Below are 21,247 nucleotides of genomic sequence, written 5' to 3'. Positions count from 1 at the left end.
CATCAGGGCGCCGGCACCCATCCCGCTCAGGTAGAGAAATTCACTTCTTTTCATTTATAAAATGTTTTAAATGCTCCGCAATTCCGTGCAGAGGGTAATTGGTTTTTTGAAGGTAGGATTATTTTGGAGTAAGGAATGAAAAGATTAGGAAAAGATTTTGTTACGGAGGGGGGAAAGGGCTGTGGGATCCTTCAGTTGCACGAACGACGGCTGCCTCCCGCTCCCCTTTTTTCAAGGGGAGCTGTCAGCTTTTTCAGCTGACTGAGGGGTTAAACCCTTCAATAAATTAAATACTCCGTTCCCTAATTAGGGACGATTATCCTACATCGAATCCTTGACCTTCATAAGCGATGCAAAACTGGGTTTAAAAATTTTGCGAGTTAATAATGAATTGGTTTTTTGTAATGTAATGGAAGTTTTGAGGTTGATCACCGCAAGGTTTGATGCCTCGCAAAATAATAACGTTTAGAACCCCTCAGTCCCGCATTTGCGGGACAGCTCCCCTTGAAAAAAGGGGAGCGCGAGAGGTACAATCCCGGGTTCTAAGCTAGTAGTTTTTTCTCCGCCCATAGGACGGCACTACAAGCCAAAAACATCAAATAAAACCAAATCGCCGGAATAGTATAATTATAAGTGCGAACAACATTTCCCGCTGTTTGCACTGTAGCATTACTTTCAGCAGTAAACCTTGCGGTAGTTTTCACTTTCTCTGCCGCACGTGCACTTCCCCAATCCCGTGACTCATATACATACAACCAGCTCTCTCCATTTGCTGATTTGATAGACTGCCAGCCGGTTTCAGTAGGCCAGAAGTCTGCCTTCCAGCGGTAGGATTGTATAGAGTTCTGCGCAAATCGCAACGGAATGTTCGATACGCGTGCCGTGGGCATATTCCCGGAAGGGCTTTCGACTCTCAGAGCGACAGGTGAATTGACTACCGGAAATTGATTGAGCACCGTCCAGCTTTCTTTAACTTCTCTCTTTCGTGCTGCCTTTTCCAGTATGTGCGACCAATAGGAGGAGTAATCAGCCGAATTATTGCTGAGCATCCAGGTGTAGGTATCGGGTACTGTGCTGATTATCATGCGGCCGACCCCATAAATTTTACTGCTTGCCAGAATATGACTTTTATTATCTCTTACCAGTGCCTGTTCCCCGGAACGGGAGGCAATTTCCATAGTCTGGCCAGAAGGTATTGAGGCTTTCTTTGCGCTACGCCCTTCCCAGCTAAGTGCCAGACTTTTTTGATCTATAGCCCGGTTTTGCCGGATGTTGAAGGCCCTTCGAAAGAAGCCACTGCCGCCGGTGTCGTCGGCACGGATCAGCATCCCCAACCCCTTGCTTACTGCGTTTTGAATGGCCGAGCTTTCAGCTGCACTCAATCCGGATAAGGCGGACATGTCGCCTATAAGAATGTCGTAATCCTCAAGCAGAGCCGGGCTGACCCGGTTCAGATTAATTCGTTCAGTATTCAGAAATTCCGTGCTGAACTTGCCCTTACTGATATTGCTACGGATGACAAGGGCATATTTTTCCGCATACAGCCAGTTCTTAAGAAATTTACTTTCAAAATCCGGAGAGGAAGACAGCATTAAAATTTTCAGCGGTGTTTTTTCTTCAATGATCACCGGGATCTTTTCGCTGGCGAGGCTGTCTTTTCCCGAAAGGGCAATTAGAGAATACACTGCTCTATTGAGGAGTTTCGGACTGGTGCTGAGCTCGAAAATCTCATCGTCAGTAACTTCGACTGAATCAAGCGTCGTGCTTAATCCACGGAGCAGGATTTGGACGGGCTTGTTTGACTTGCTTTTAAAGCTGCCCTGAACGGTAAGTTTTTCGCCGGAGCGAATGGTGTTATTCCAATTGACCGATGTAAAGCCTGACACTATACCGGGATGAAAAATTAGTTGATAATCCTTTAACACTTCCAGTTCGTGCTGATCCAGGCCATTACCCAAAATATGGATCTTATTAATGTCTGCCAGCGAGCGGCCAAAATATTCCAAATCGGGGATAAATTTGACATTTTTATATTTTGTAACAATTGACCGTTCAACGCTGTAGGATGGAATGTTTTTTAATCCTGCAAGACTGTCTTGTTCGAACCCTTGAGTAAGCAGAACGGCTGTATTTTCTTTTGAAGGGTCGAGTTTTCGCTCGATAGTGATGGGACGGGTAATGAAATAGAGGGACCCGACGGCGAGCACAGTCGCAACGAGCCGGAACCCTACACGGGCCTTATTATTCCGCTGGATCTCTTTCCAGGAAAGGAAAGCCAGAAGCAATAACGACGATATGATGATCCAATTCTCCATTACCTGTTCCTTCTGAGATTGTTGAAATATTCGGTAGTCAGATCATTTGCCGGCGCACTGGAATTCGACTGCGGTGACCTGCTTACCTGTGAAATCAATTTCTGAAGTGCTGCCTCCAGTTCCCTTTTGTTTGCGGGAGTCACATTGTTGCTGGCAGTGCGTATAATGTTTCTCAAAGTTCCCAGTGCACGGAGGTAAATTCCCGGTTGTGCTGCTGCGCGGCTGGAAATAATTCGGCTCGCATCGTTCAAGATGAGGATTTCATCGGTATTTAACTTCCTCCCTGCTTTGCCTCCAGATAATATTCCGGCTGTAAGCTTTAAAGAATTTCCCGCCTTTTCATTTGAATCAAATGAACGGACAGCCTGTGGCTGGATAATTTTGTCGAGTTCGCCGCTTAGACGCTTGTCGGCTTTGATAAGCGGGGGCTTGAAAGAAGTTTTGGCAACATAAACCCGGGATTTTTGCTGTAAGTCTTTAAGCAGACGCAGAGCTTTATACTCAAATGGAAGGGCTTCGGCAGGTTTGTACAGGCGGAGCTGCAGTTCCGATTTCCACATCTCGGAAAGGACGGCTTTAAGTTGCGCTTTCAGTTCGGGTTCAAAATAGGTTGCATCTTCGGCCTGGTCGTGTTTGTGCGATACCGCGTCGAGCATTTTTTCAGCATCGCCAAAATTGCCGGGCTCATCATGTCCTTCTTCTTCCTCCTGAACGCCGCCAATTTCCGTTTCATCTTCCTCACCAAGGAATTTGCCGTAACGTAGCCGCAGCAGTTTTTGATCTGTAGCAATCTCATTACTACGACTGTTGAATTCCTGTGCGCTTATTGTACTTCGGTCATTGATCAGTTTTTCGCTGTCGATGATGATCTGGCGCTGGCTCCTGAAATATTCGGGCACGAGATTAACGCCCCCCAACATTCCATCCATGCTCATTAGCTGGGCGGTATCCTGTATGGTTACAATGTGCATATCTGATCGGCTATCCTGCAGACGGCTGTCGCGAGCCTGAACGTAAAAGTAGAGCTCGTCACCCGGTACCATGGCGAGTGCTTTCAGGTCGATTGTTTTATTCAGCTTATAAGATGCCGCTCCCGAGAAATTCTGTTGAAAGGCAAGCTTCAGCTCCCGGAATTTAACCCCTTCGCCTTGGCCGCTGCTGATTGTTGCTGATATAAAGGCATCATTTATCCCATAATCATCATTGATCTCAACCTGCAGAACGGTACGCTGAGGCTCCCCGAAATCAATACTTGAATATTGGGAAGGGCTGATGATACGCAGAATAGCAGGCTGGTCTTTAATGACTTCCAGTTTGTACAGATCGGAGAGGGTTCCATCCACGTCGACCTGGTAAAAACCCGACTTGCTCACAGTTCTGTTTAATGCCCACCTTGTACGTTCTGCGTTTGCAGCCCTCAAAGGGATGATTTCGTTATCATTAAAAATGAGCTTTATGTGTTTAACTGGCTGATTTGTAAGGATCTGCCAATTTAGAGCAGAGCCTTCTTCAGCTGAAACGGAGAATTGAGATTGGTTTCTGGCGGGCCTGCGGGTATAAGCTGGTGGAGTGATTTGCAGTTCAACCGATTTAATTCCCGGCAGGATTTTATCAGGTATTGCTTCTGGTGCATTTGCAATTATACTGCTGCTTGTCTTTTCCACTCTTTGACTAAATGATTCTAGCTTTCCGAGGCCAAATGCCAGGCTTAATCCCACTATGAGTATTATAAGGGATGTTCGGAACCTTGGCGAGAAAAGCTTTGCAGGTGAAACATAAGATAATTCCTTTTTGACTTTCTCGACCTGCAGCCTTTCGAGCATATTCAAGGAAACAGGGGGCTTGAGGAGTAACTCGGAACTTTCTTCCAGGGCCGGGTACGACTGGTTCAATAGCCGGGCAACATCTCTTTCCCGGGTCTTTAAAATTCCCGACCACCAGATCATGATTATGGAGAGGATGAGAGTAAGGGGTATTATCCACCAAAACGATAAGACTGCGAGTATTCTCAATGTTGATATGACAAGCGCGGAGACTGATAATGCAATGAACACATTTGAAATAAGCGCATAGCCCAGCCATTGCGTTCGCAACGTTTTGAGGTAGCTATGGCCTTTGTATTCTTCCATTAGTTTGTGCTGGTTCGGAATGAAAGGTAACGTTCGGCGATGAATATCCCCATTAATAGAATCCAGATAAAGTGTTGGAGATCCTTTTTGTTAGTAACAGGGTTGTCTGAGGTCTGAGGTCTGAGTTCGGAAGTCGGAGGTCTGAGGTCTGAGTGGGGTAGTATCTGACTAAGATGGATGCTTCTTTTATCGAATACACCATTTGGAGCGTCAGGTTTTGCTGGGAGGATCAAAGGCATTAGTAGTTTTACAAACTCCGGGCTCCATACCAGGTCGGTCCATTCGGGGTTAAGGCGTGAGTAGAAGGTGTAAAGTGAAACATTATTTGATTGTTTAAGATCCAGAAGAGGCTTGCCGAAACCGTCTTCCCAAACTGAGAAACCCAATGCCTTTTCTGGGTAGCTGATTCGTTTATATACGCGAATATTTTCGGTTTTTAAAGTAGTCAAACCTTCGGTAAATTTTAGCCAGGTATTGGTTGAAGTTACTTTACCCATTGCATACTTAAACACTTTGGTGTTAGCTTTTATTCCAGAAGGAAGTTCTTTTGAAGACAGCCAGAAAAGAATGTCTTGCTGGGATGACGGTTTAACTAGTTTTATTTTACGCGAAGTATATTTTTGAATAGAAGCGATCGCGGCGCCGAGGTATGCGGCATCATTTTGAAATCCTTCAACATTTACGGCAATAGTAAGCGTGCTGGTATCGGCTAAAAGGGTTTGCCCATCCAGCTGCACCTGGGCTTTACCATTTAAAATGCTTGCGCGGACACCGGAAATCTCATTTCCCGGAGCGATATCAATTGCGCTGTTGAACGTGCCGCTCGGACTACTTTCTGACACAATTGTTTTAATTTCCCCTGAAATAGTCAGATAGGAACGATCGATCCATTTAGATATTGAATCGGCAGGAGTGAAGGCCTTCCAATTAATTGCGGTAGAAATAGCAGGGCGGGCCCCTTTAAACCGATTGGCACGATCGCTGGTGTAAATAAGTGCTTTCGAACCTTGGGGGATTTGCTGTTCCAATAATCGAAGAAGCGACCAGTAGGGTAATAAAGCGGATGAATCTGCTTTTGTAGAATCCGCGAGCATTTCCTCCAGTTCCACTCGTTTGAATCCGGGCTCGAAAAGGCGTAGTTCTTCTCCAGCGGCAGAAAGGGAATCTATCTCACCTTTAAACCTGGTGTAAGTTTCAGCAAAGGCGCTCTTTTCAATAAGAATCCAGGCTTTATTTCCTTTTGGTGCTTGCAGACTTTTCCATACCGGCTCAGCCAGGTAGAGCGAAAGAAGAATAATTACTAAGCACCTCAAAAACAGCAGGAGCAGATCCATAAGCTTAAGACTGCGTGAATTCTGACGTGAGCTTTCTCCCATCAGCCTGATGCTGCCAACTTTCAATGTTTTGCCGGTTTTGATATTCCACAGGTGGATGATCAGAGGAACAAGAATTCCGCTGATACCAAAAAGCCATATGGGATTTAAAAGTTGCAACATATTAGCCTCTGACTTTATTTCGTTGGTTCAGGAAATCGCGCAAAGCCTGATCAGGCGATTCATCCATGGAGATCATGCGGTAATGGATATGCCGGTCAAGCATTTCGGTACGGAGGTCGTTCAGGTGGATGGACAGATCTTCCAGGTATTGCTTACGCGATGTGCTGGCATCAATCTTTACTGTTTCACCAGTTTCAAGATCCTCCAGAACAGAAAACCCTTTAAAATCCAGATCCAGCTCGTTCTTGCCCATTAGGTGGAAAACAATGACCTCGTTTTTCAATGCAGAAAGGGTATCCAGCAAATCAAGAATCTCTGTGTTTTTTTGATAAAGGTCGGTGATAAATATCAGCAATTCTTTTTTGCGTGAACCGGTGTATATATCTTTATAATTGACAGGTCTGGTAAACTGTCCGCCAGCTATGATTGATTCAAGGTGAAAGAAAAGCCGGTTCAGATGCTGGAAGTCCTGCCGGGAGGCAAGAGAAAATAGACCGCCATCCTGGAAAATATATAATCCCGTTGCATCGCCTTGGGAATTTGCAAGATAGGCCAGGGCTGCAGCAAGGTAGCGCGCATAATCGATTTTTTTAAAAGCTCCATCCTGATGATTCATCGAGCCGCTTGCGTCGATCAGAAATCTAACTGAAATATTGGTTTCAACTTCCGATTCGCGGATATAATACCGGTCGGAACGTCCATACATTTTCCAGTCGAGCCAGCGGAGGTCATCACCGGGCTGGTAGCTGCGGTACTGACTAAACTCGAGCCCGGGGCCTTTGATTGAGCTTTTATTCAGGCCCGTCATGAAACCGTCTACTATCGTCCTTGCCGCAAGAGAGAGGTCTTTGATGGCTAGGAAGGTTTTGGGGTCGGCGAGCTTTTGCACTTAATTAAGAATTAAGAATTACGATTCGAATTGCATGACGGAAAATCTAGATCTTTACTTTGGGTCGTGCAACGGACTTAATAAGTTCGGCAGTAACCTGGTCGGCGGTAACGTTTTCAGCTTCGGCTTTGAAATTTACAAGAATGCGGTGGCGGAGGACGGGGTATGCCATGGCATGGAGGTCTTCTATGATGACAGCGTAGCGGCCTTTAAGCAATGCGCGTGCCTTCGATGTTAGGATTAGTGCCTGGCCAGCCCGGGGCCCTGCTCCCCAGCGAACCCATTCTTTTACGAAATCAGTTTGGGTGGTATCGGGACGTGTCGCGCGGATCAGTTTACTGGTATATATTATGAGATCTTCGCTAATGCTTACGTCCCGAACCAGCGACTGAATCTGGATAATCTCTTCAGCCGTTAAAACGGGCTCAATGACTGGTTTTTTTGATCCGGTGGTGCTGCTCAGTATTCCGAACTCTTCCTGCTCGGATGGATAGCCGATTTTTACAAACAGAAGAAACCGATCAAGTTGTGCTTCGGGTAAAGGGTAGGTGCCCGCTTGTTCAATTGGGTTTTGAGTAGCTAATATGAAAAAAGGTCTGTCGAGAGGGTAGGTTTGTCCGCCATAAGTAACCTCAAACTCTTGCATCGCTTCAAGCAAAGCTGACTGAGTTTTTGGCGGTGTCCGGTTGATCTCATCCGCGAGTATAATATTCGCGAACAGCGGACCTTTATTAAATTTAAAGAATCGTTTTCCGGTGCTGTGGTCTTCTTCCAGGATTTCTGTGCCAATAATGTCGGTCGGCATCAGGTCGGGAGTGAACTGTATTCTTCTGAACGAAAGGTCGAGAGCCTGCGACATGGTACGGACCATCAGCGTTTTTGCAAGTCCGGGGACTCCTTCCAACAAGCAATGCCCGCCGGCCATTAATGCAATGACCAGCTCATCGAGCACCTCGTCCTGTCCCACGATCACTTTTTGTATCTCATTTTTTAAATGAGGAAGCTTTGCAATTATAGTTTTAAGCGTGCTTTCTGAAATTTCCAAGATGTTAATTTAATTGGTTCGATGGCGTTAAAAGTGGAAAATTATAAATAAAATCCCTGACAAGGCTAGTTTATACAATACTGTTACTATAATTTTCAAATAAATCTTTCAAAAAACTCTTTAGGGAATAATTATAGCAATAATTTAGGGGAATGTTTGCTTCCAGGTTCACCTTTGCAAGATTAAGATACCGTTCCGGCGATTGGGATACCGATCAGCGGATGCCGTCCAACATTCTGAACTCACTGGTGGAATATACCACGGTTCCTGTGAATTTGGATGAGAAGGTAGTTGACCTGAGCGGGGATGAACTTTTTCTCTATCCCTTCGCATACCTCAGCGGCCACAAGCTCGTCCAGTTCAATAGCCAGGAAAAATCAAATTTTAAGAAATACATCCAGAATGGCGGCTTCGTATTTGTCGACGACTGCAACCATGATATCGACGGGCTCTTTGCCAAATCGTTCGAAGCCCAAATGAGCGCCCTCTTTGGCCCCTCGTCTCTGAAGAAAATTCCTAATAATCACGAGATCTACAACTCCTTCTTTAAGTTTGAAAAAGGCCCACCAACAACATCCTTCGAGCTTAACGGATGGGGCGACGACCTGGTACACGACTACCTGAAAGCTATTGAAATCAACGGTCGGATCGCTGTTTTATATAGTAATAAGGACTACGGGTGTGAATGGGATTATGATTTCAGAAATAAGCGTTTTTATGCTGAAGACAACACTAAATTTGGGGTAAACATTGTGATGTACGCGCTTTCTTAAGTTGACAGTCGACACTCTCGGCCCAGCCAACGCCAACTGTCAACCCGATAGCTATCGGGTCTCAACTTTTCTCCGTATTTTTGACACAATCATATTTTTGAATGAACAATCCAATTTTGACCTCTCTTCCCGGCATTTACTGTAACTCCCAATCCACCTATTCCCGTTTCCTAACCCGCGAGGTGAAGATCGGCGAGATAGCTATGGGCGGAACAAATCCTATCCGGATCCAGAGTATGACAACAACGGATACTATGGATACGATCGGGACTGTGGAGCAGTCGATAAGAATGGTTGAGGCAGGATGTGAGTATGTGCGGATTACGGCACCAAGTATAAAGGAGGCTAGGAATTTAGGTGTTATAAAAAAGGAATTGCTGCGCAGGGGATATAATGTTCCTTTGATTGCTGACATACATTTTACTCCAAACGCTGCAGAGGAAGCAGCAAGAATTGTAGAGAAGGTCAGGATCAACCCGGGCAATTACGCCGACAAAAAGAAGTTTGAGAATTTCGAATATACGGACCTGGAATATAAGGCTGAGCTTGACCGGATTTACCAGAAGTTTACGCCATTAGTCAAAGTTTGTAAGGAATACGGAACTGCGATGCGGATCGGTACTAATCACGGCTCTTTATCCGACAGGATCATGAGCCACTATGGCGATACTCCTCAGGGGATGGTTGAATCGGCGATGGAATTCATGCGCATGTGTGAAGATCTGAACTACTATAACATGGTGATTTCGATGAAGTCGAGTAACCCCCAGGTCATGGTACAGGCTTATCGTTTGCTTGTCGCTACCATGATAAAAGAAGGAATGAACTACCCCTTGCACCTGGGTGTAACTGAAGCCGGTGATGGTGAAGATGGACGGATCAAATCTGCCGTTGGGATCGGAGCGTTGCTGGAAGATGGTTTAGGAGATACGATACGGGTATCATTGACGGAGGAACCGGAAGCGGAAGCGCCTGTTGCCATTGCGATGGCGGAGCGGTATGCGGTACGTGAGTTATCGGTTACCAGTTACCAGTTGCCAGGCAAAGCGGATAAAGAGTTATCACCCGATAGCTATCGGGTTACCAGTGACCCAATATCAGGCAAAGCGTCTAGTCCACCCAGCCTGGTAACTGGTAACGGGTCACTGGCAACTGATCCTAATTATTTACACTCTCCCTTCCAATATAACAAACGCATCACCACGGAGCTAAATACCTTTATCGGCGGCCACCAGGTACCCCGGGTTATAATTGACCTTTCAGCTAAGAACCTTAGGGACCCGGCCGTTCTGGGCGATGTGGGTTACATTTATTCTCCCATCCTGGACAAGTATAACATGGGTGAGCAGTCTACAGATTTTGTCTACCTGGCAGATCAGCTCCCTTCATTCAGCTTTCCGGGAAATTTGAAGCAGCTTTATAACTACTTCACCTGGAAAACGCTTACAGATAAAACGAATTGTCACCCTTTATATACCTTACAGGAATATATTGAATCAGAAGAAAAAGATGCGTCGTTGAACCTTGTTTTAATATCCCACAGCGATATTGGTACGGAACTCTTCGACCGCATACCGCTGGATAACACCCTGGTTTTTGTTTTGGAAACGAAGGAAATTTGCGGAATGCAGGAACAGAGAGGGGTGTTTTTGAGGTTCGTGGAGATGGGGATTGAGGTGCCTGTTATCATTAAGAGAAGTTATGGGTTACGAGTTATCAGTTACCCGTTACCAGGTCAAACGGATATAGAGGTACCAGTTACCGATGCCGACCGGTTCCAACTCTACTCTGCCACCGACATCGGGGGTCTCATGCTCGACGGTTTTGGCGATGGTATATGGCTCGACGCGCCGAAAATATGGCCTAAAACGATATTAACTACCTCTTTTGGGATTTTGCAGGCTACGCGCTCGAGGATCTCTAAAACCGAATATATTTCTTGTCCGAGCTGCGGCCGGACATTGTTTGACCTGCAGATTACAACCCAGATGATTCGCAGTCGCACTGACCATCTCAAAGGCCTGAAGATCGGTATTATGGGATGTATAGTAAACGGCCCAGGTGAAATGGCGGATGCTGATTATGGGTATGTGGGAACTGGCCCGGGAAAAATCACTTTGTACCGTGGCAAAGAAGTGGTGAAGAAAAATGTGAACACGGAGAATGCACTTGATGAGTTGATCGGCATAATTAAGGAAGATGGGAATTGGGTTGAGCCTGAGATTGCCTAAACCGCTCCCCCTCCATTAATAAACTCAATACTCTTCTCACAAACCAGCTGCAATTCCAGTGGTAGGTTATCTTTTGTAAATGGATGTTCTGCTCCAAAAACATGGTTAGCATGGGTTACCACGAATAGTTCTGCTTCTGTTGATCGTTCCTGCAATTCTTTTGCCTGGGAGAGTTCTACATTTACATCTTCATCGCCATGGATGATCAGCCAGGGTTTGTTGACGCGCTCTGCTGCGGAAAGGATATCATAAGCTTTGGCGTGTTTTTCAAGGTCGTGAAGGAGGTCGATCTTTAAGGGTGTGTATTGTTTTGTCCGGGTGTTGAAATTATATATTACACCCTTCAATCGCCATTCAGCTTCATCTTCAGCATTCCATAAGCTGCTGAACTTTGATATGGAAGCCCAGGTAATTAACCGGGCAATCCGGTCGTCATTTGCCGTCTGGATGACAGATGTTCCGCCACCACGACTATGACCGATCAGAGTTAATGAAATCGGCTCGGGAAAATCCCTGCCGCTTTTTATAAATGTGATCACAGTATCCAGATCCTCAAATTCTTTGGTGAATGTATTATCGCCAAAAGCGCCCAGGTCTGCAAAGTCTTGAGGGCTATCAGGTGTAGTACCGTTATGGGAAAAGTTAAACTTGAGAAAACGCAATCCATGTGCAGCGAAATATTCCGCGACCATGTTATGCGTTCCCCAATCCTTAAATCCTTTAAACCCATGTACAAAAACCACCATCGGTGCACTTTCATTGCCGGTTTTATAAGTCAGGTCCATTAATATGGGCTTGCCTTCTGCACCGGTGAGGGTGAATGTTTGTTTGATGACCATGGAGTTATAACATTTTAAAGGGTGATCCGTTTTAAAGTTTTACGTTTTTACGTTGTAAGGTTATACGTTTTACGTTGTACGTTATACGTTTGACTAAACGCTGTGTTAAAGTTATGACTTAAATTAATATCGATGGACGCGTTTACGAGTTTCCTCGCTTTGCTTCGGAATGACGCTATCTTTTTGGGGGGAGGAAGGAATTCCGGCTCGAATACAGATATCTTAATCCTATTCATCCTATCATCCTACAAATCTTATTCCAGACAAATCCTATTCCAGACCCATTCCTATTTATAATCAGTCTAAACATCCGTGTTTACAAACAGGTGACACATACAAAAACCCTTATTTGTTACATTTGTTACGGTTTTTACTTAGGATAGCTGGAATTGAAGTTTTTAAAAGTTATTGCCTTTACCCACAAGCACATCGACCTCAAAGATCTTGGGAAATTTGTGATTTGTAATGAGACACTACACAGTAGTCTTGAGCGTGTAAAGCAACGGTTCGACATCCCTGAGATCTTTTACGTTGGAACGTGTAATCGGGTTGAATTTGTATTTACAGCTGAACAGAGCCTAGATGTCGAGTTTGTAAAAGAATTTATTCAAACTCTTGACTGCATACCTTCGGATCAGGTCGATAATTTCGTTAATCAGGTTTTGGTTTATGAAGATATTGAGGCTCTAAATCACCTTCTTCGCATTTCCTGTTCATTAGAAAGCCTGGTAGTTGGCGAAAAGGAAATCCTTGCTCAAATCCGTAAGGCTTATGAGATTTGCAGGGTAGCAGGCTTTACTGGCGACTATCTCCGCTTGATCATGAGCCGTGTTGTAAAAACTGCTAAAGAAGTTTACACAAATACCGGAATCGCTCGCAAGCCGATTTCAGTTGTTTCTTTGGCTTATCGTAAACTGCGTGAATTGAAGATGTGCACCAATGCGCGGATTCTGATCATCGGTGCAGGCGAAACGAATAAAAATCTCTCCAAATACCTTCAAAAGCATAAATATTCTAATTTCACTATTTTCAACCGTACACTTGCCAATGCACAGGTTCTTGCTGAAGAGCTTGGTGGTAGTGCTTTTGGTTTGGAGGAGTTGAAAAAATACAAGAAAGGTTTTGATGTGATCATTACATGCACCAGTTGCACTGAGCCTGTAATCACTAACGAAATCTACGAATCATTATTAAATGGTGATACTTCCCGAAAGGTAATTGTTGACCTGGCTGTTCCCAATGATACCTGCTGCAGCGTAATTGAGAAAAATCCGGTAACTTTTATTGAAGTCCACAGCTTACAGGAAATTGCGAACAGTAACCTGCAGGAACGTTATGAGGAATTGATATTTGCGGAACGCATTATAGATCAAAACATTCAGGAGTTTAAACCTGTTTTGAAACAGAGACGGGTTGAAATTGCTATGCGGAACGTTCCTGAGATGATTAAGGAGATTAAGAACACAGCTATAAACCGCATCTTCGCGCAGGATATTGAGAGCATGGATGAGAATTCACGGGAGGTTTTAACCAAAGTGATGAACTACATGGAGAAAAAGTACATTAGCGTTCCTATGGTTATGGCAAAGGATATCCTGATAAATAATTGCTGATACCAATCTGATGCCAATCATTTTGGTTAATTTAACCCCTCGATAAAGGCCCATCATCAATAAATTGCCATGTCTGATAATTTGCCCGGAACAGCCGGAAATTCTAAAATCATAATTGGAACACGAGGTAGCGATCTTGCATTATGGCAGGCTAATTTTGTTAAGGGTGAGCTGGCAAAGCTTGGACTTGATTCCGAATTAAAGATTATCAAAACACAGGGCGATAAAATAATAAATCTTAGTTTCGATAAACTGGAAGGAAAGGGATTCTTTACAAAAGAGCTTGAAGATGAACTTTTAGGCGGAACGATTGATCTTGCTGTGCATTCGCATAAAGATCTTCCAACAAATGGTCCGCCGGGGCTTATCATAGCCGCTGTATCTGAACGTGAAGATCCATCAGAACTCCTGATAATCCTGAAAGACTGCGTTGACATCCAGCAAAAGTTAGTAGTAAAATTTGGGGGAATGGTTGGTACATCATCCAACCGCCGGAAGGCGCAGCTTTTGGCTGTTCGTCCGGACCTGGAAGTAGAGGAACTGAGAGGCAACGTGCCTACCCGGATTCAAAAACTGCGTGACGAGGATTACGACGCAATAATGATTGCAAAAGCGGGTGTTCATCGCCTGGGGATTGACTTGAGTGAATTTTACGTGGAGGATTTAGACCCGATAGAATTTATTCCCGCCCCAGCTCAAGGTGTGCTGGCTATTCAAATCCGTGAAAACGATAAGGAGCTTTTTGAGAGGCTTCAGCCTCTGAACCATAAAGACGTTGCTGAACAAATAGGAATTGAACGTAAGGTTCTTAATCTTTTCGACGGCGGCTGCCATATGCCTCTGGGTTGCTATTGCCGTAAAGATGGAAACCAATATCAGGTATGGACTTCAAAAGCCAATGAAGGTGATGAGTTTCCCGACCGCCTTTTCCTGCAATCAAAAACGATTAATGGCCTTGCAGAGAGGATCGTATCAAAGTTCGACCCTGACCGAAGGTTCCCTAAAAATATTTTCATCACAAGGGAGCTTCCTGAAAGCAGTTACCTGAGGATTGCACTTGAAAAGCACGGAATAGAAATCGAAGGGCGCTCACTTATTAAAACTTATCCGTCAATAAATAAGCTCGATTCTTATATTCTTAGAAATGTGGACTGGGTATTCTTCAGCAGTAAAAATGCTATCGAATATTTCTTCAGGCTGGAACCTCACCTGCCTAAGAAGGCCAAATTTGGTGTATTGGGACGTGGCTCAGAAGATGCGCTTCGCTATGTAGGAAAAACAGCTGCTTTTAACGGTGAGGAAGAGGGTATAGATACAAAAGACATTGCAAAGGAATTTGCGAAAATAGCTAATGGAACACGTGTGCTTTTTCCAAGTGCCAAGGGTTCATTGAGAACCATCCAAAAAGCTTTATCAGCAGATACGAAAATTGTTGAACTCACCGTATACGAGACAGTTCCCGAAGAGGATGTCACACAATCGTACGCGGATGTTCTGATATTTACCAGTCCCTCAAATGTTGAATCTTATTTCGTAAATAATTTACTTGAGCCCGATCAACAGGTAATATGCATCGGCAAATCAACCGGTATGAAATTTGATGAAATGGGAGTAAAATATTTTTTACCCTATTCACCGGATGAGGTGGGCTTATCTGAAGCAGTTTTCGCACTTGATTTTATTGATCGGAGAGAAAGTTCCCATTAAATATGCTAATACGTCCCAGAAGATTAAGGAGTTCGCCGATTGTGCGGGAAATGGTTGCGGAAACGAGGCTTTCAAAGGATATGTTTATCTATCCTTATTTCGTTGTTCCCGGTAATGGTATTGTTCACGGCATTGATGCGATGCCCGGCGTTAGTCATTTCAGCACCGATGAGCTGGTTAAGGATGTCGGGAAATCATTAAAACTTGGAATCAATAAAGTTTTACTTTTTGGAGTTGGGGAGCAAAAAACTGAAGATGCCAGTTCTTCGTATGACGAGAATTCAGTTGTGGCGAATGCTGTCAGGGCGCTGAAGTCTGCTTTTGGCAAAGATATTTTCGTTGTTACTGATGTGTGTACCTGTGCCTATACCACTCATGGCCATTGCGGCATTATGCACGATGACTATGTGCATAACGATCAGACGGTGAATGTACTGGCGAAAATGTCGCTAACACATGCAAGAGCTGGGGCTGATATGGTTGCTCCTTCAGATATGATGGACGGCCGTGTTTTAGGGATCAGAAATGTTCTGGATCAAAACAATCTGGAAAATACTTCCATCATGAGCTACAGCATTAAATTTGCATCGGCATATTATGGCCCATTCCGGGAAGCCGCTGATTCTGCGCCAAATAAGGGTGATCGCAAAGCTTATCAGATGGATTTCAGAAACCCGAAAGAAACAATGCGTGAAGCCCTGCTTGATGAGCGGGAAGGAGCAGATATTCTGATGGTTAAACCGGCATTGGCCTATTTAGATATTATTCATCGTTTGAAAGAAAATACCGATCTTCCTGTGGCCTGCTATAACGTATCCGGAGAGTATTCGATGGTGAAAGCAGCGGCTCAAAGAGGTTGGATTGATGAGCAAAAGGTAGTAATGGAAAACATGTACGCTTTCAGCCGGGCGGGTGCGAATATTATTATTACGTATCATGCAAGGGAGATCGTTGAGAAGCAATGGATGTAAGGTAGTATCAGGTATCAAGTATCAAGACAGGAATCTATCAAGGAATAAAGATCAAGGAACAAGGACAATCCTTCCAGTGTCTGGAGTGGATTAATAGAATAAAATAATAGGTCATAGGCGCTATGCAACTTATAACCTACAACTTATAACTTACAACTCAATGTTAGAGTCATTAAAAAAAATCTTCTCCGGATCAGAAGCAGAAGTGCCGGTGAATTACGCGGGTAAGCCGGATATTTCGAGGGAGAAATCGGCAGAGCTGTACGAAAAATCAAAGGGATATTTTCCCGGTGGTGTTAATTCGCCGGTAAGGGCTTTCAAATCTGTACATGGCACGCCGTTGTTTATACAAAAGGGCGATGGGTGTTTTGTGTGGGATGCAGATGGCAATAAATTTATAGATTTTTGCGCTTCCTGGGGCCCGTTGATACTGGGCCATAATCATGCTGCCGTTCGAGAGAAAGTTATTGAAGCGATGCAAAGCGGGATGAGCTTCGGAGCGCCAACAGCGCTCGAAAACCAGCTTGCCGAACTGATTTTAAAGAATAACAAATACATAACAAAACTTCGTTTTACCAGTTCCGGAACTGAAGCAGTGATGTCTTCTATCCGACTTGCCCGTGGTTATACTAAACGGGATAAGATCATAAAATTTGAGGGATGCTATCATGGTCATTCAGATTCATTGCTTGTAAAAGCGGGATCAGGATTGGTAACCTTCGGCGAAACTTCATCAGCTGGTATTCCAAAAGCATTCGCAGACGAAACTATCGTTGTGCCTTTGAACAACGAGGAGGCTGTAAAAGCTGCCTTTGAACAATTCAGTGATCAGATCGCGGCAGTTATTATTGAGCCGGTACCTGCTAATAATGGCTTATTGCTTCAAACTAAAGAATTTCTCGAGTTTCTGCGTTCAATCTGTACAAAACACAAAACGCTGCTGATCTTCGATGAGGTCATTTCAGGGTTCCGCGTTGGCTTTGAGGGTGCTGCAGGTTTTTATCAGGTTAAGCCAGATATTATAACATATGGGAAAATAATCGGCGGCGGATTGCCGGTTGGAATGTACGGATCTACCGCTGAGATCATGGAAATGATATCGCCGGACGGTCCGGTTTACCAGGCTGGAACTTTGTCGGGCAATCCGGTCGCGATGGCCGCCGGTATTGCGCAGTTAACAGAGTTGTCAAAGTCAAGCTTCTACAAGGATTTGAATAACAAAGCATTTGAATTCACTGAATCTATTCAGCGTTTTGCAACCGCCAGGAATTACAAGGTAAGAATATTTTCTATTGCTTCTATTTTCTGGTTTGCGTTTACAGACCTGGAAACTATCAGTTCTGCTGAACAGATTGATGCCTCGAGCATGGATAAATTCAAAGTATTCCATCGCGAGCTTCTGAACCGCGGTGTATACCTTGGGCCTTCTGGTTATGAAGTAGGATTCGTGTCATCAGCACATTCCAAGATTGAGCTCGAGAAAGCAAAGCGTGCCATTTTTGAAAGCCTGGATTTTGTTTTTAGGGGGGCAAGAGCCGATTAAAATGAGAAGGCCGCTGATAATATTCTATTGCCTGGTAGTATATATGACCTTTCAGCTTGTCTGGTGGGGAACGCTACTTCTCGCGGCAAGGCCGAACAGCAAAGGAATGATAGTGGGAGAGGCTGCGGTCTTTTTATTCATCGTTTTTGTGGGTGCTTTTTACATGCACAAAACACTGAGTAAGGAGCGTAAATTACATCAGCAGCAAAAGAACTTTCTTTTATCTGTTACCCACGAGCTAAAATCTCCCTTAGCATCTATAAAACTATACCTGCAGACTATCTTAAAGCGGGACTTAGACAGAGAGAAACAAAAAGGGTTCATAAAAAATTCATTAAAGGATATAGAGCGGCTTGATGATCTTGTGGAAAATATGCTTCTTGCCAGTAAGATTGACAGTAATTCTTACTCATTTCCGAAAGAGGAGTTCAATTTTTCTGATCTTGTAAAACAAGTAGCAGAGCGCTTGCAGGTACACACCTGCAGTTCCCAGATTATAAGCGCAGAGGTTGAAAAAGGTGTTATTTTGAAGGGAGACCAATTCGCACTGACCTCCATGGTGACTAACCTGATCGAAAATGCGGTCAAATATTCGCCTCCATGTGCTGAGGTAAAGGTGAAATTATACCGCAGTAATGGGGAAGTGCATTTCATTACTGCCGACTCTGGTATAGGTATAAGTGATATGGAAAAAACACGTATTTTTGAGAAGTTTTACAGGGTTGGCAGCGAGGATACACGTAAAACAAAGGGGACAGGCTTGGGTTTATTTATTGTTAAACAGGTCCTTGATAAACATCAGGCTACGATAAAAGTAAAAAACAATCAGCCTTCGGGAACAGTTTTCGAAGTAATATTCAACGCAAATGCTAACTAAACAAAGAATCCTGTTGGTAGAGGACGAAGATCATCTTCTTGAGGCTATCAAACTTAACCTGGAAATTGAAGGTTATAAAGTGTCAACCGCTACTGATGGTAAGAAGGCACTGAAGATCTTTAAAGAAGAGCGATTTAATCTGGTGATATTAGATGTAATGCTACCAGAGATCGATGGATTTCAAGTTGCTGAAACTATCCGCCTCGAAAACTCAGAAGTACCCATTATGTTTCTAACAGCCAAAAACACGAGTGAAGACCGGGTTATGGGACTGAAAAAGGGTGCTGATGACTATCTTGTTAAGCCTTTCAATCTTGAAGAACTTATACTCCGGGTTGGGATCCTTGTCAGGAGGAGCATGAAAGGTGATGATTTGAAGGAACTGAATTCGTATAAGATTGGCGACAAAACCATCTATTTTAATTCATTTGAATTAAAGGAGGACGATGGTACCGTAACTCCGCTTACCAAAAAGGAAACAATGTTACTGAAGCTATTAATAGAGCGCCGCAATGAGGCTGTATCCCGGGAGCAGATCCTCGAAACAGTTTGGAATTATGACGTATATCCTTCCACGCGTACAATAGATAACTTTATACTGACCTTCAGGAAATACTTTGAACCGGATCAAAAAAATCCGACTTATTTTCATTCAATCAGGGGAGTTGGCTACAAATTCACTGATACTCATTAAAAATGTTCACTAAAAAAGCCCGGTTCTGGGTTATTGGAGTTGCCGTATTTCTGCTGGGCTGGACGATAAGCCAGCAAGTCTTTGAAATTACCGCAATTATTGGCATCGGGATAGCCCTTCTTATCTGGGGATATTTCCGTGAAGGTACCGTTGTAATGGCAGCGCGCGAATTCCATGCGAAAAACTACGATGGAGCCGAGGAGCTTTTGAAAGAGATTGTAGATCCTGACAAACTCGGCAGACATCGCCGCGGCTTTTATGAGTTCATCTATGGTAATGTGGAACTACATCGCCAAAATTATGAGCAGGCTGAAAAGCATTTTCAAATAGCTAGTAATTTTCCTTTGAGGAACCAGAATGATAAGGCAATTGTGCTCGTGCATCTTGCCAACCTAAATCTTCGCAGAAAAGATTATGATCGTGCAGCGGCCTATGTCGAGCGAGCTAAATCATATAAAATTACCTCCAGGGTAAAAACAATTATTGAAAAAATCGAATCTGAAATTAATAAAGCATAGTGAGTCAGAATAGTATACAGGACAGCCTTTTTTTACGTGCAGCGTTTTCTAACAATACAGAACGCCCACCGGTTTGGATGATGAGGCAGGCAGGCCGTTTTATGCCCGAATATTGGGAGATAAAGAATAAGTATTCGTTCCTTGAAATGTGTAAAACGCCGGAGATCGCCGCAGATGTTACGATGCTTCCAGTGGATTTACTGGGTATTGATGCAGCCATTTTGTTTTCTGATATTCTGGTAACAGCCGAAGCTATGGGGGGTGAATTGAGCTTTACTCAGGGAGTGGGCCCGAGATTCGCTAACCCGGTGCGGAACCAGGCTCACGTTGACGCCTTGCTTACTGATGTTGGCGACAGGCTTAAATACGTAGCAGATGCAATCAAGGTAATCCAGCAGCGATTGAACGGCAGTATCCCTTTGATCGGTTTTGCAGGGGCACCATTTACAGTGATGAGCTATCTGGTTGAAGGAGGATCTTCCAAAGATTTCAAACTGACGAAACTACTGATCCATAACCATCCAGAAATTGCTCATCAGTTGCTTGCAAAAATCGCTAAGGTTACAGTTGATTATCTGAATCTTCAGATCGAAGCTGGGGTAAATGCAGTTCAATTATTTGACAGCTGGGCACTTGCATTGAGCTGGGATGATTATACCGAATTCTCTCATAACTACAACAAAGAGATTATATCTAAATTAAACCGTAAGGACGTTCCGGTGATATCATTCTGTAAAGGAAGCTCCGTCTTTGCCCCTTTAATGGCCGAAACAAAGCCGGATGTGATCTCCGTTGACTGGAACGCTGACCTGCTTAATATTAAGAAAGCTTTACCTGCCGGTATTGCAGTACAGGGCAACCTCGACCCGCACATACTGTATGCGGATAAGACCGTGATCAAAGACAGGATCCACCGCTTATTTGAAAGAATGCGTGGTGAGAATGGATTTATCTTTAACCTTGGCCATGGTATTATGCCGGATATTCCGTTTGATAACGTGAAATATGCGGTTGAATTGGTTAAGGAATACCGGTATTAGACTAAAGCTAAAAGCGTAAAGCTGGAAGCAGGGGAAACGACTCAGGACGAGCATGAATTTAACTAACATATAAGCTTTAAGCTTTTTGCTTTTAGTTTTAAGCAATCTTATGGCATACCTCTACCTCAAAGCCCTTCACATTATCTTCGTCGTCAGCTGGATGGCGGGGCTGTTTTACATCGTACGTTTGTTTATTTACCACGTTGAAGCAAATGATCGCCCGGAGCACGAAAAAGCGATTCTGCAACGGCAGTTTGAGATCATGCAACATAAACTGTGGTATATCATTACCACCCCTGCAATGATTCTTGCTGTGGGAGCTGGAGTAGGAATGTTCTATGTTAATCCGGATCTTCTCTCTTTGCCCTGGATGCACGTCAAACTGACTTTAGTTCTGGGCTTACTTATCTACCATTTTATTTGCCAGAATATCATCAATCAATTGAAGCTGGGAATTTTCAATTGGACCTCCACACAGCTCAGGATCTGGAATGAGCTGGCAACGATTTTTCTGGTAGCAATCGTGTTTACCGTAATTCTTAAAAGTGCTATCGACTGGATATATGG

17 protein-coding genes are annotated in these 21,247 nt (G+C 44.0%); 11 read left to right on the top strand and 6 right to left on the bottom strand.

Features of this window, described 5'->3' with window-relative positions; all coding sequences use genetic code 11:
• Nucleotides 1-542: 542 nt before the first annotated feature.
• The 5 genes from ACLL8Z_RS00290 to ACLL8Z_RS00270 are packed head-to-tail and all read right to left on the bottom strand — an operon-like array spanning nucleotide 543 to nucleotide 7,874.
• On the bottom strand, nucleotides 543-2,315 hold the full coding sequence (locus ACLL8Z_RS00290; protein ID WP_411272739.1) for a hypothetical protein: 1,773 nt from the start codon (nucleotides 2,313-2,315) through the stop codon (nucleotides 543-545).
• Entirely contained in the window at nucleotides 2,315-4,444 is a 2,130-nt protein-coding gene (locus ACLL8Z_RS00285) for a hypothetical protein (RefSeq protein WP_411272738.1), read from the bottom strand. Before ACLL8Z_RS00285 ends, ACLL8Z_RS00290 begins: the two co-directional genes overlap by 1 nt.
• Nucleotides 4,444-5,940, bottom strand: coding sequence for a BatA domain-containing protein (locus ACLL8Z_RS00280; protein WP_411272737.1), 1,497 nt, complete (start codon nucleotides 5,938-5,940; stop codon nucleotides 4,444-4,446). Before ACLL8Z_RS00280 ends, ACLL8Z_RS00285 begins: the two co-directional genes overlap by 1 nt.
• A gap of 1 nt (nucleotide 5,941) precedes the next feature.
• Nucleotides 5,942-6,829, bottom strand: coding sequence for a DUF58 domain-containing protein (locus tag ACLL8Z_RS00275; protein ID WP_411272736.1), 888 nt, complete (start codon nucleotides 6,827-6,829; stop codon nucleotides 5,942-5,944).
• A 46-nt stretch (nucleotides 6,830-6,875) separates the two neighbouring features.
• The gene (locus ACLL8Z_RS00270) at nucleotides 6,876-7,874 is read right to left on the bottom strand and encodes an AAA family ATPase (protein ID WP_411272735.1); all 999 of its coding nucleotides are present in this window, start codon (nucleotides 7,872-7,874) and stop codon (nucleotides 6,876-6,878) included.
• 152 nt (nucleotides 7,875-8,026) lie between these two features.
• On the opposite strand from ACLL8Z_RS00270, the gene ACLL8Z_RS00265 reads away from it, so the two are divergent.
• Entirely contained in the window at nucleotides 8,027-8,647 is a 621-nt protein-coding gene (locus ACLL8Z_RS00265; RefSeq protein ID WP_411272734.1) for a DUF4159 domain-containing protein, read from the top strand.
• A 101-nt stretch (nucleotides 8,648-8,748) separates the two neighbouring features.
• Entirely contained in the window at nucleotides 8,749-10,878 is a 2,130-nt protein-coding gene (gene ispG / locus ACLL8Z_RS00260; protein WP_411272733.1) for a (E)-4-hydroxy-3-methylbut-2-enyl-diphosphate synthase, read from the top strand.
• Here the strand turns inward: ispG and ACLL8Z_RS00255 are convergent.
• Complete coding sequence (locus tag ACLL8Z_RS00255) at nucleotides 10,875-11,717, bottom strand: alpha/beta hydrolase family protein (protein WP_411272732.1); 843 nt, start codon at nucleotides 11,715-11,717, stop codon at nucleotides 10,875-10,877. The genes ispG and ACLL8Z_RS00255 overlap by 4 nt on opposite strands.
• Nucleotides 11,718-12,106: 389 nt before the next feature.
• Here ACLL8Z_RS00255 and hemA point away from each other — a divergent pair, with 389 nt between their 5' ends.
• The 9 genes from hemA to ACLL8Z_RS00210 form a co-directional block, all read left to right on the top strand.
• Nucleotides 12,107-13,330: a glutamyl-tRNA reductase gene (gene hemA / locus ACLL8Z_RS00250; protein WP_411272731.1), complete on the top strand. Its 1,224-nt coding sequence runs from the start codon at nucleotides 12,107-12,109 to the stop codon at nucleotides 13,328-13,330.
• A gap of 69 nt (nucleotides 13,331-13,399) precedes the next feature.
• A complete protein-coding gene (gene hemC, locus ACLL8Z_RS00245) occupies nucleotides 13,400-15,037 on the top strand; it encodes a hydroxymethylbilane synthase (protein WP_411272730.1) in 1,638 nt (545 codons plus the stop codon).
• 2 nt (nucleotides 15,038-15,039) lie between these two features.
• Nucleotides 15,040-16,008 carry a porphobilinogen synthase gene (gene hemB, locus ACLL8Z_RS00240; RefSeq protein ID WP_411272729.1) on the top strand — a complete coding sequence of 323 codons (969 nt, stop codon included), beginning with the start codon at nucleotides 15,040-15,042 and terminating at the stop codon, nucleotides 16,006-16,008.
• Between the two features lie 160 nt (nucleotides 16,009-16,168).
• Complete coding sequence (hemL, locus tag ACLL8Z_RS00235; protein WP_411272728.1) at nucleotides 16,169-17,551, top strand: glutamate-1-semialdehyde 2,1-aminomutase; 1,383 nt, start codon at nucleotides 16,169-16,171, stop codon at nucleotides 17,549-17,551.
• A 1-nt stretch (nucleotide 17,552) separates the two neighbouring features.
• Nucleotides 17,553-18,428 carry a sensor histidine kinase gene (locus ACLL8Z_RS00230; RefSeq protein WP_411272727.1) on the top strand — a complete coding sequence of 292 codons (876 nt, stop codon included), beginning with the start codon at nucleotides 17,553-17,555 and terminating at the stop codon, nucleotides 18,426-18,428.
• Nucleotides 18,418-19,122, top strand: a complete 705-nt coding sequence (locus tag ACLL8Z_RS00225) for a response regulator transcription factor (RefSeq protein ID WP_411272726.1) — start codon at nucleotides 18,418-18,420, stop codon at nucleotides 19,120-19,122. Before ACLL8Z_RS00230 ends, ACLL8Z_RS00225 begins: the two co-directional genes overlap by 11 nt.
• A 2-nt stretch (nucleotides 19,123-19,124) precedes the next feature.
• Nucleotides 19,125-19,640, top strand: coding sequence for a tetratricopeptide repeat protein (locus ACLL8Z_RS00220; protein ID WP_411272725.1), 516 nt, complete (start codon nucleotides 19,125-19,127; stop codon nucleotides 19,638-19,640).
• A 14-nt stretch (nucleotides 19,641-19,654) separates the two neighbouring features.
• Entirely contained in the window at nucleotides 19,655-20,680 is a 1,026-nt protein-coding gene (gene hemE / locus ACLL8Z_RS00215) for a uroporphyrinogen decarboxylase (RefSeq protein WP_411272740.1), read from the top strand.
• A 109-nt stretch (nucleotides 20,681-20,789) separates the two neighbouring features.
• On the top strand, nucleotides 20,790-21,247 hold a 458-nt coding region (locus ACLL8Z_RS00210; protein WP_411272724.1), incomplete at its 3' end, for a CopD family protein.

It is taken from the genome of Daejeonella sp., from assembly GCF_046590655.1.
Lineage (GTDB): Bacteria > Bacteroidota > Bacteroidia > Sphingobacteriales > Sphingobacteriaceae > Daejeonella.
Note: the sequence above shows the minus strand (reverse complement) of the source record. Positions and strands in the feature narration are given on the sequence as shown.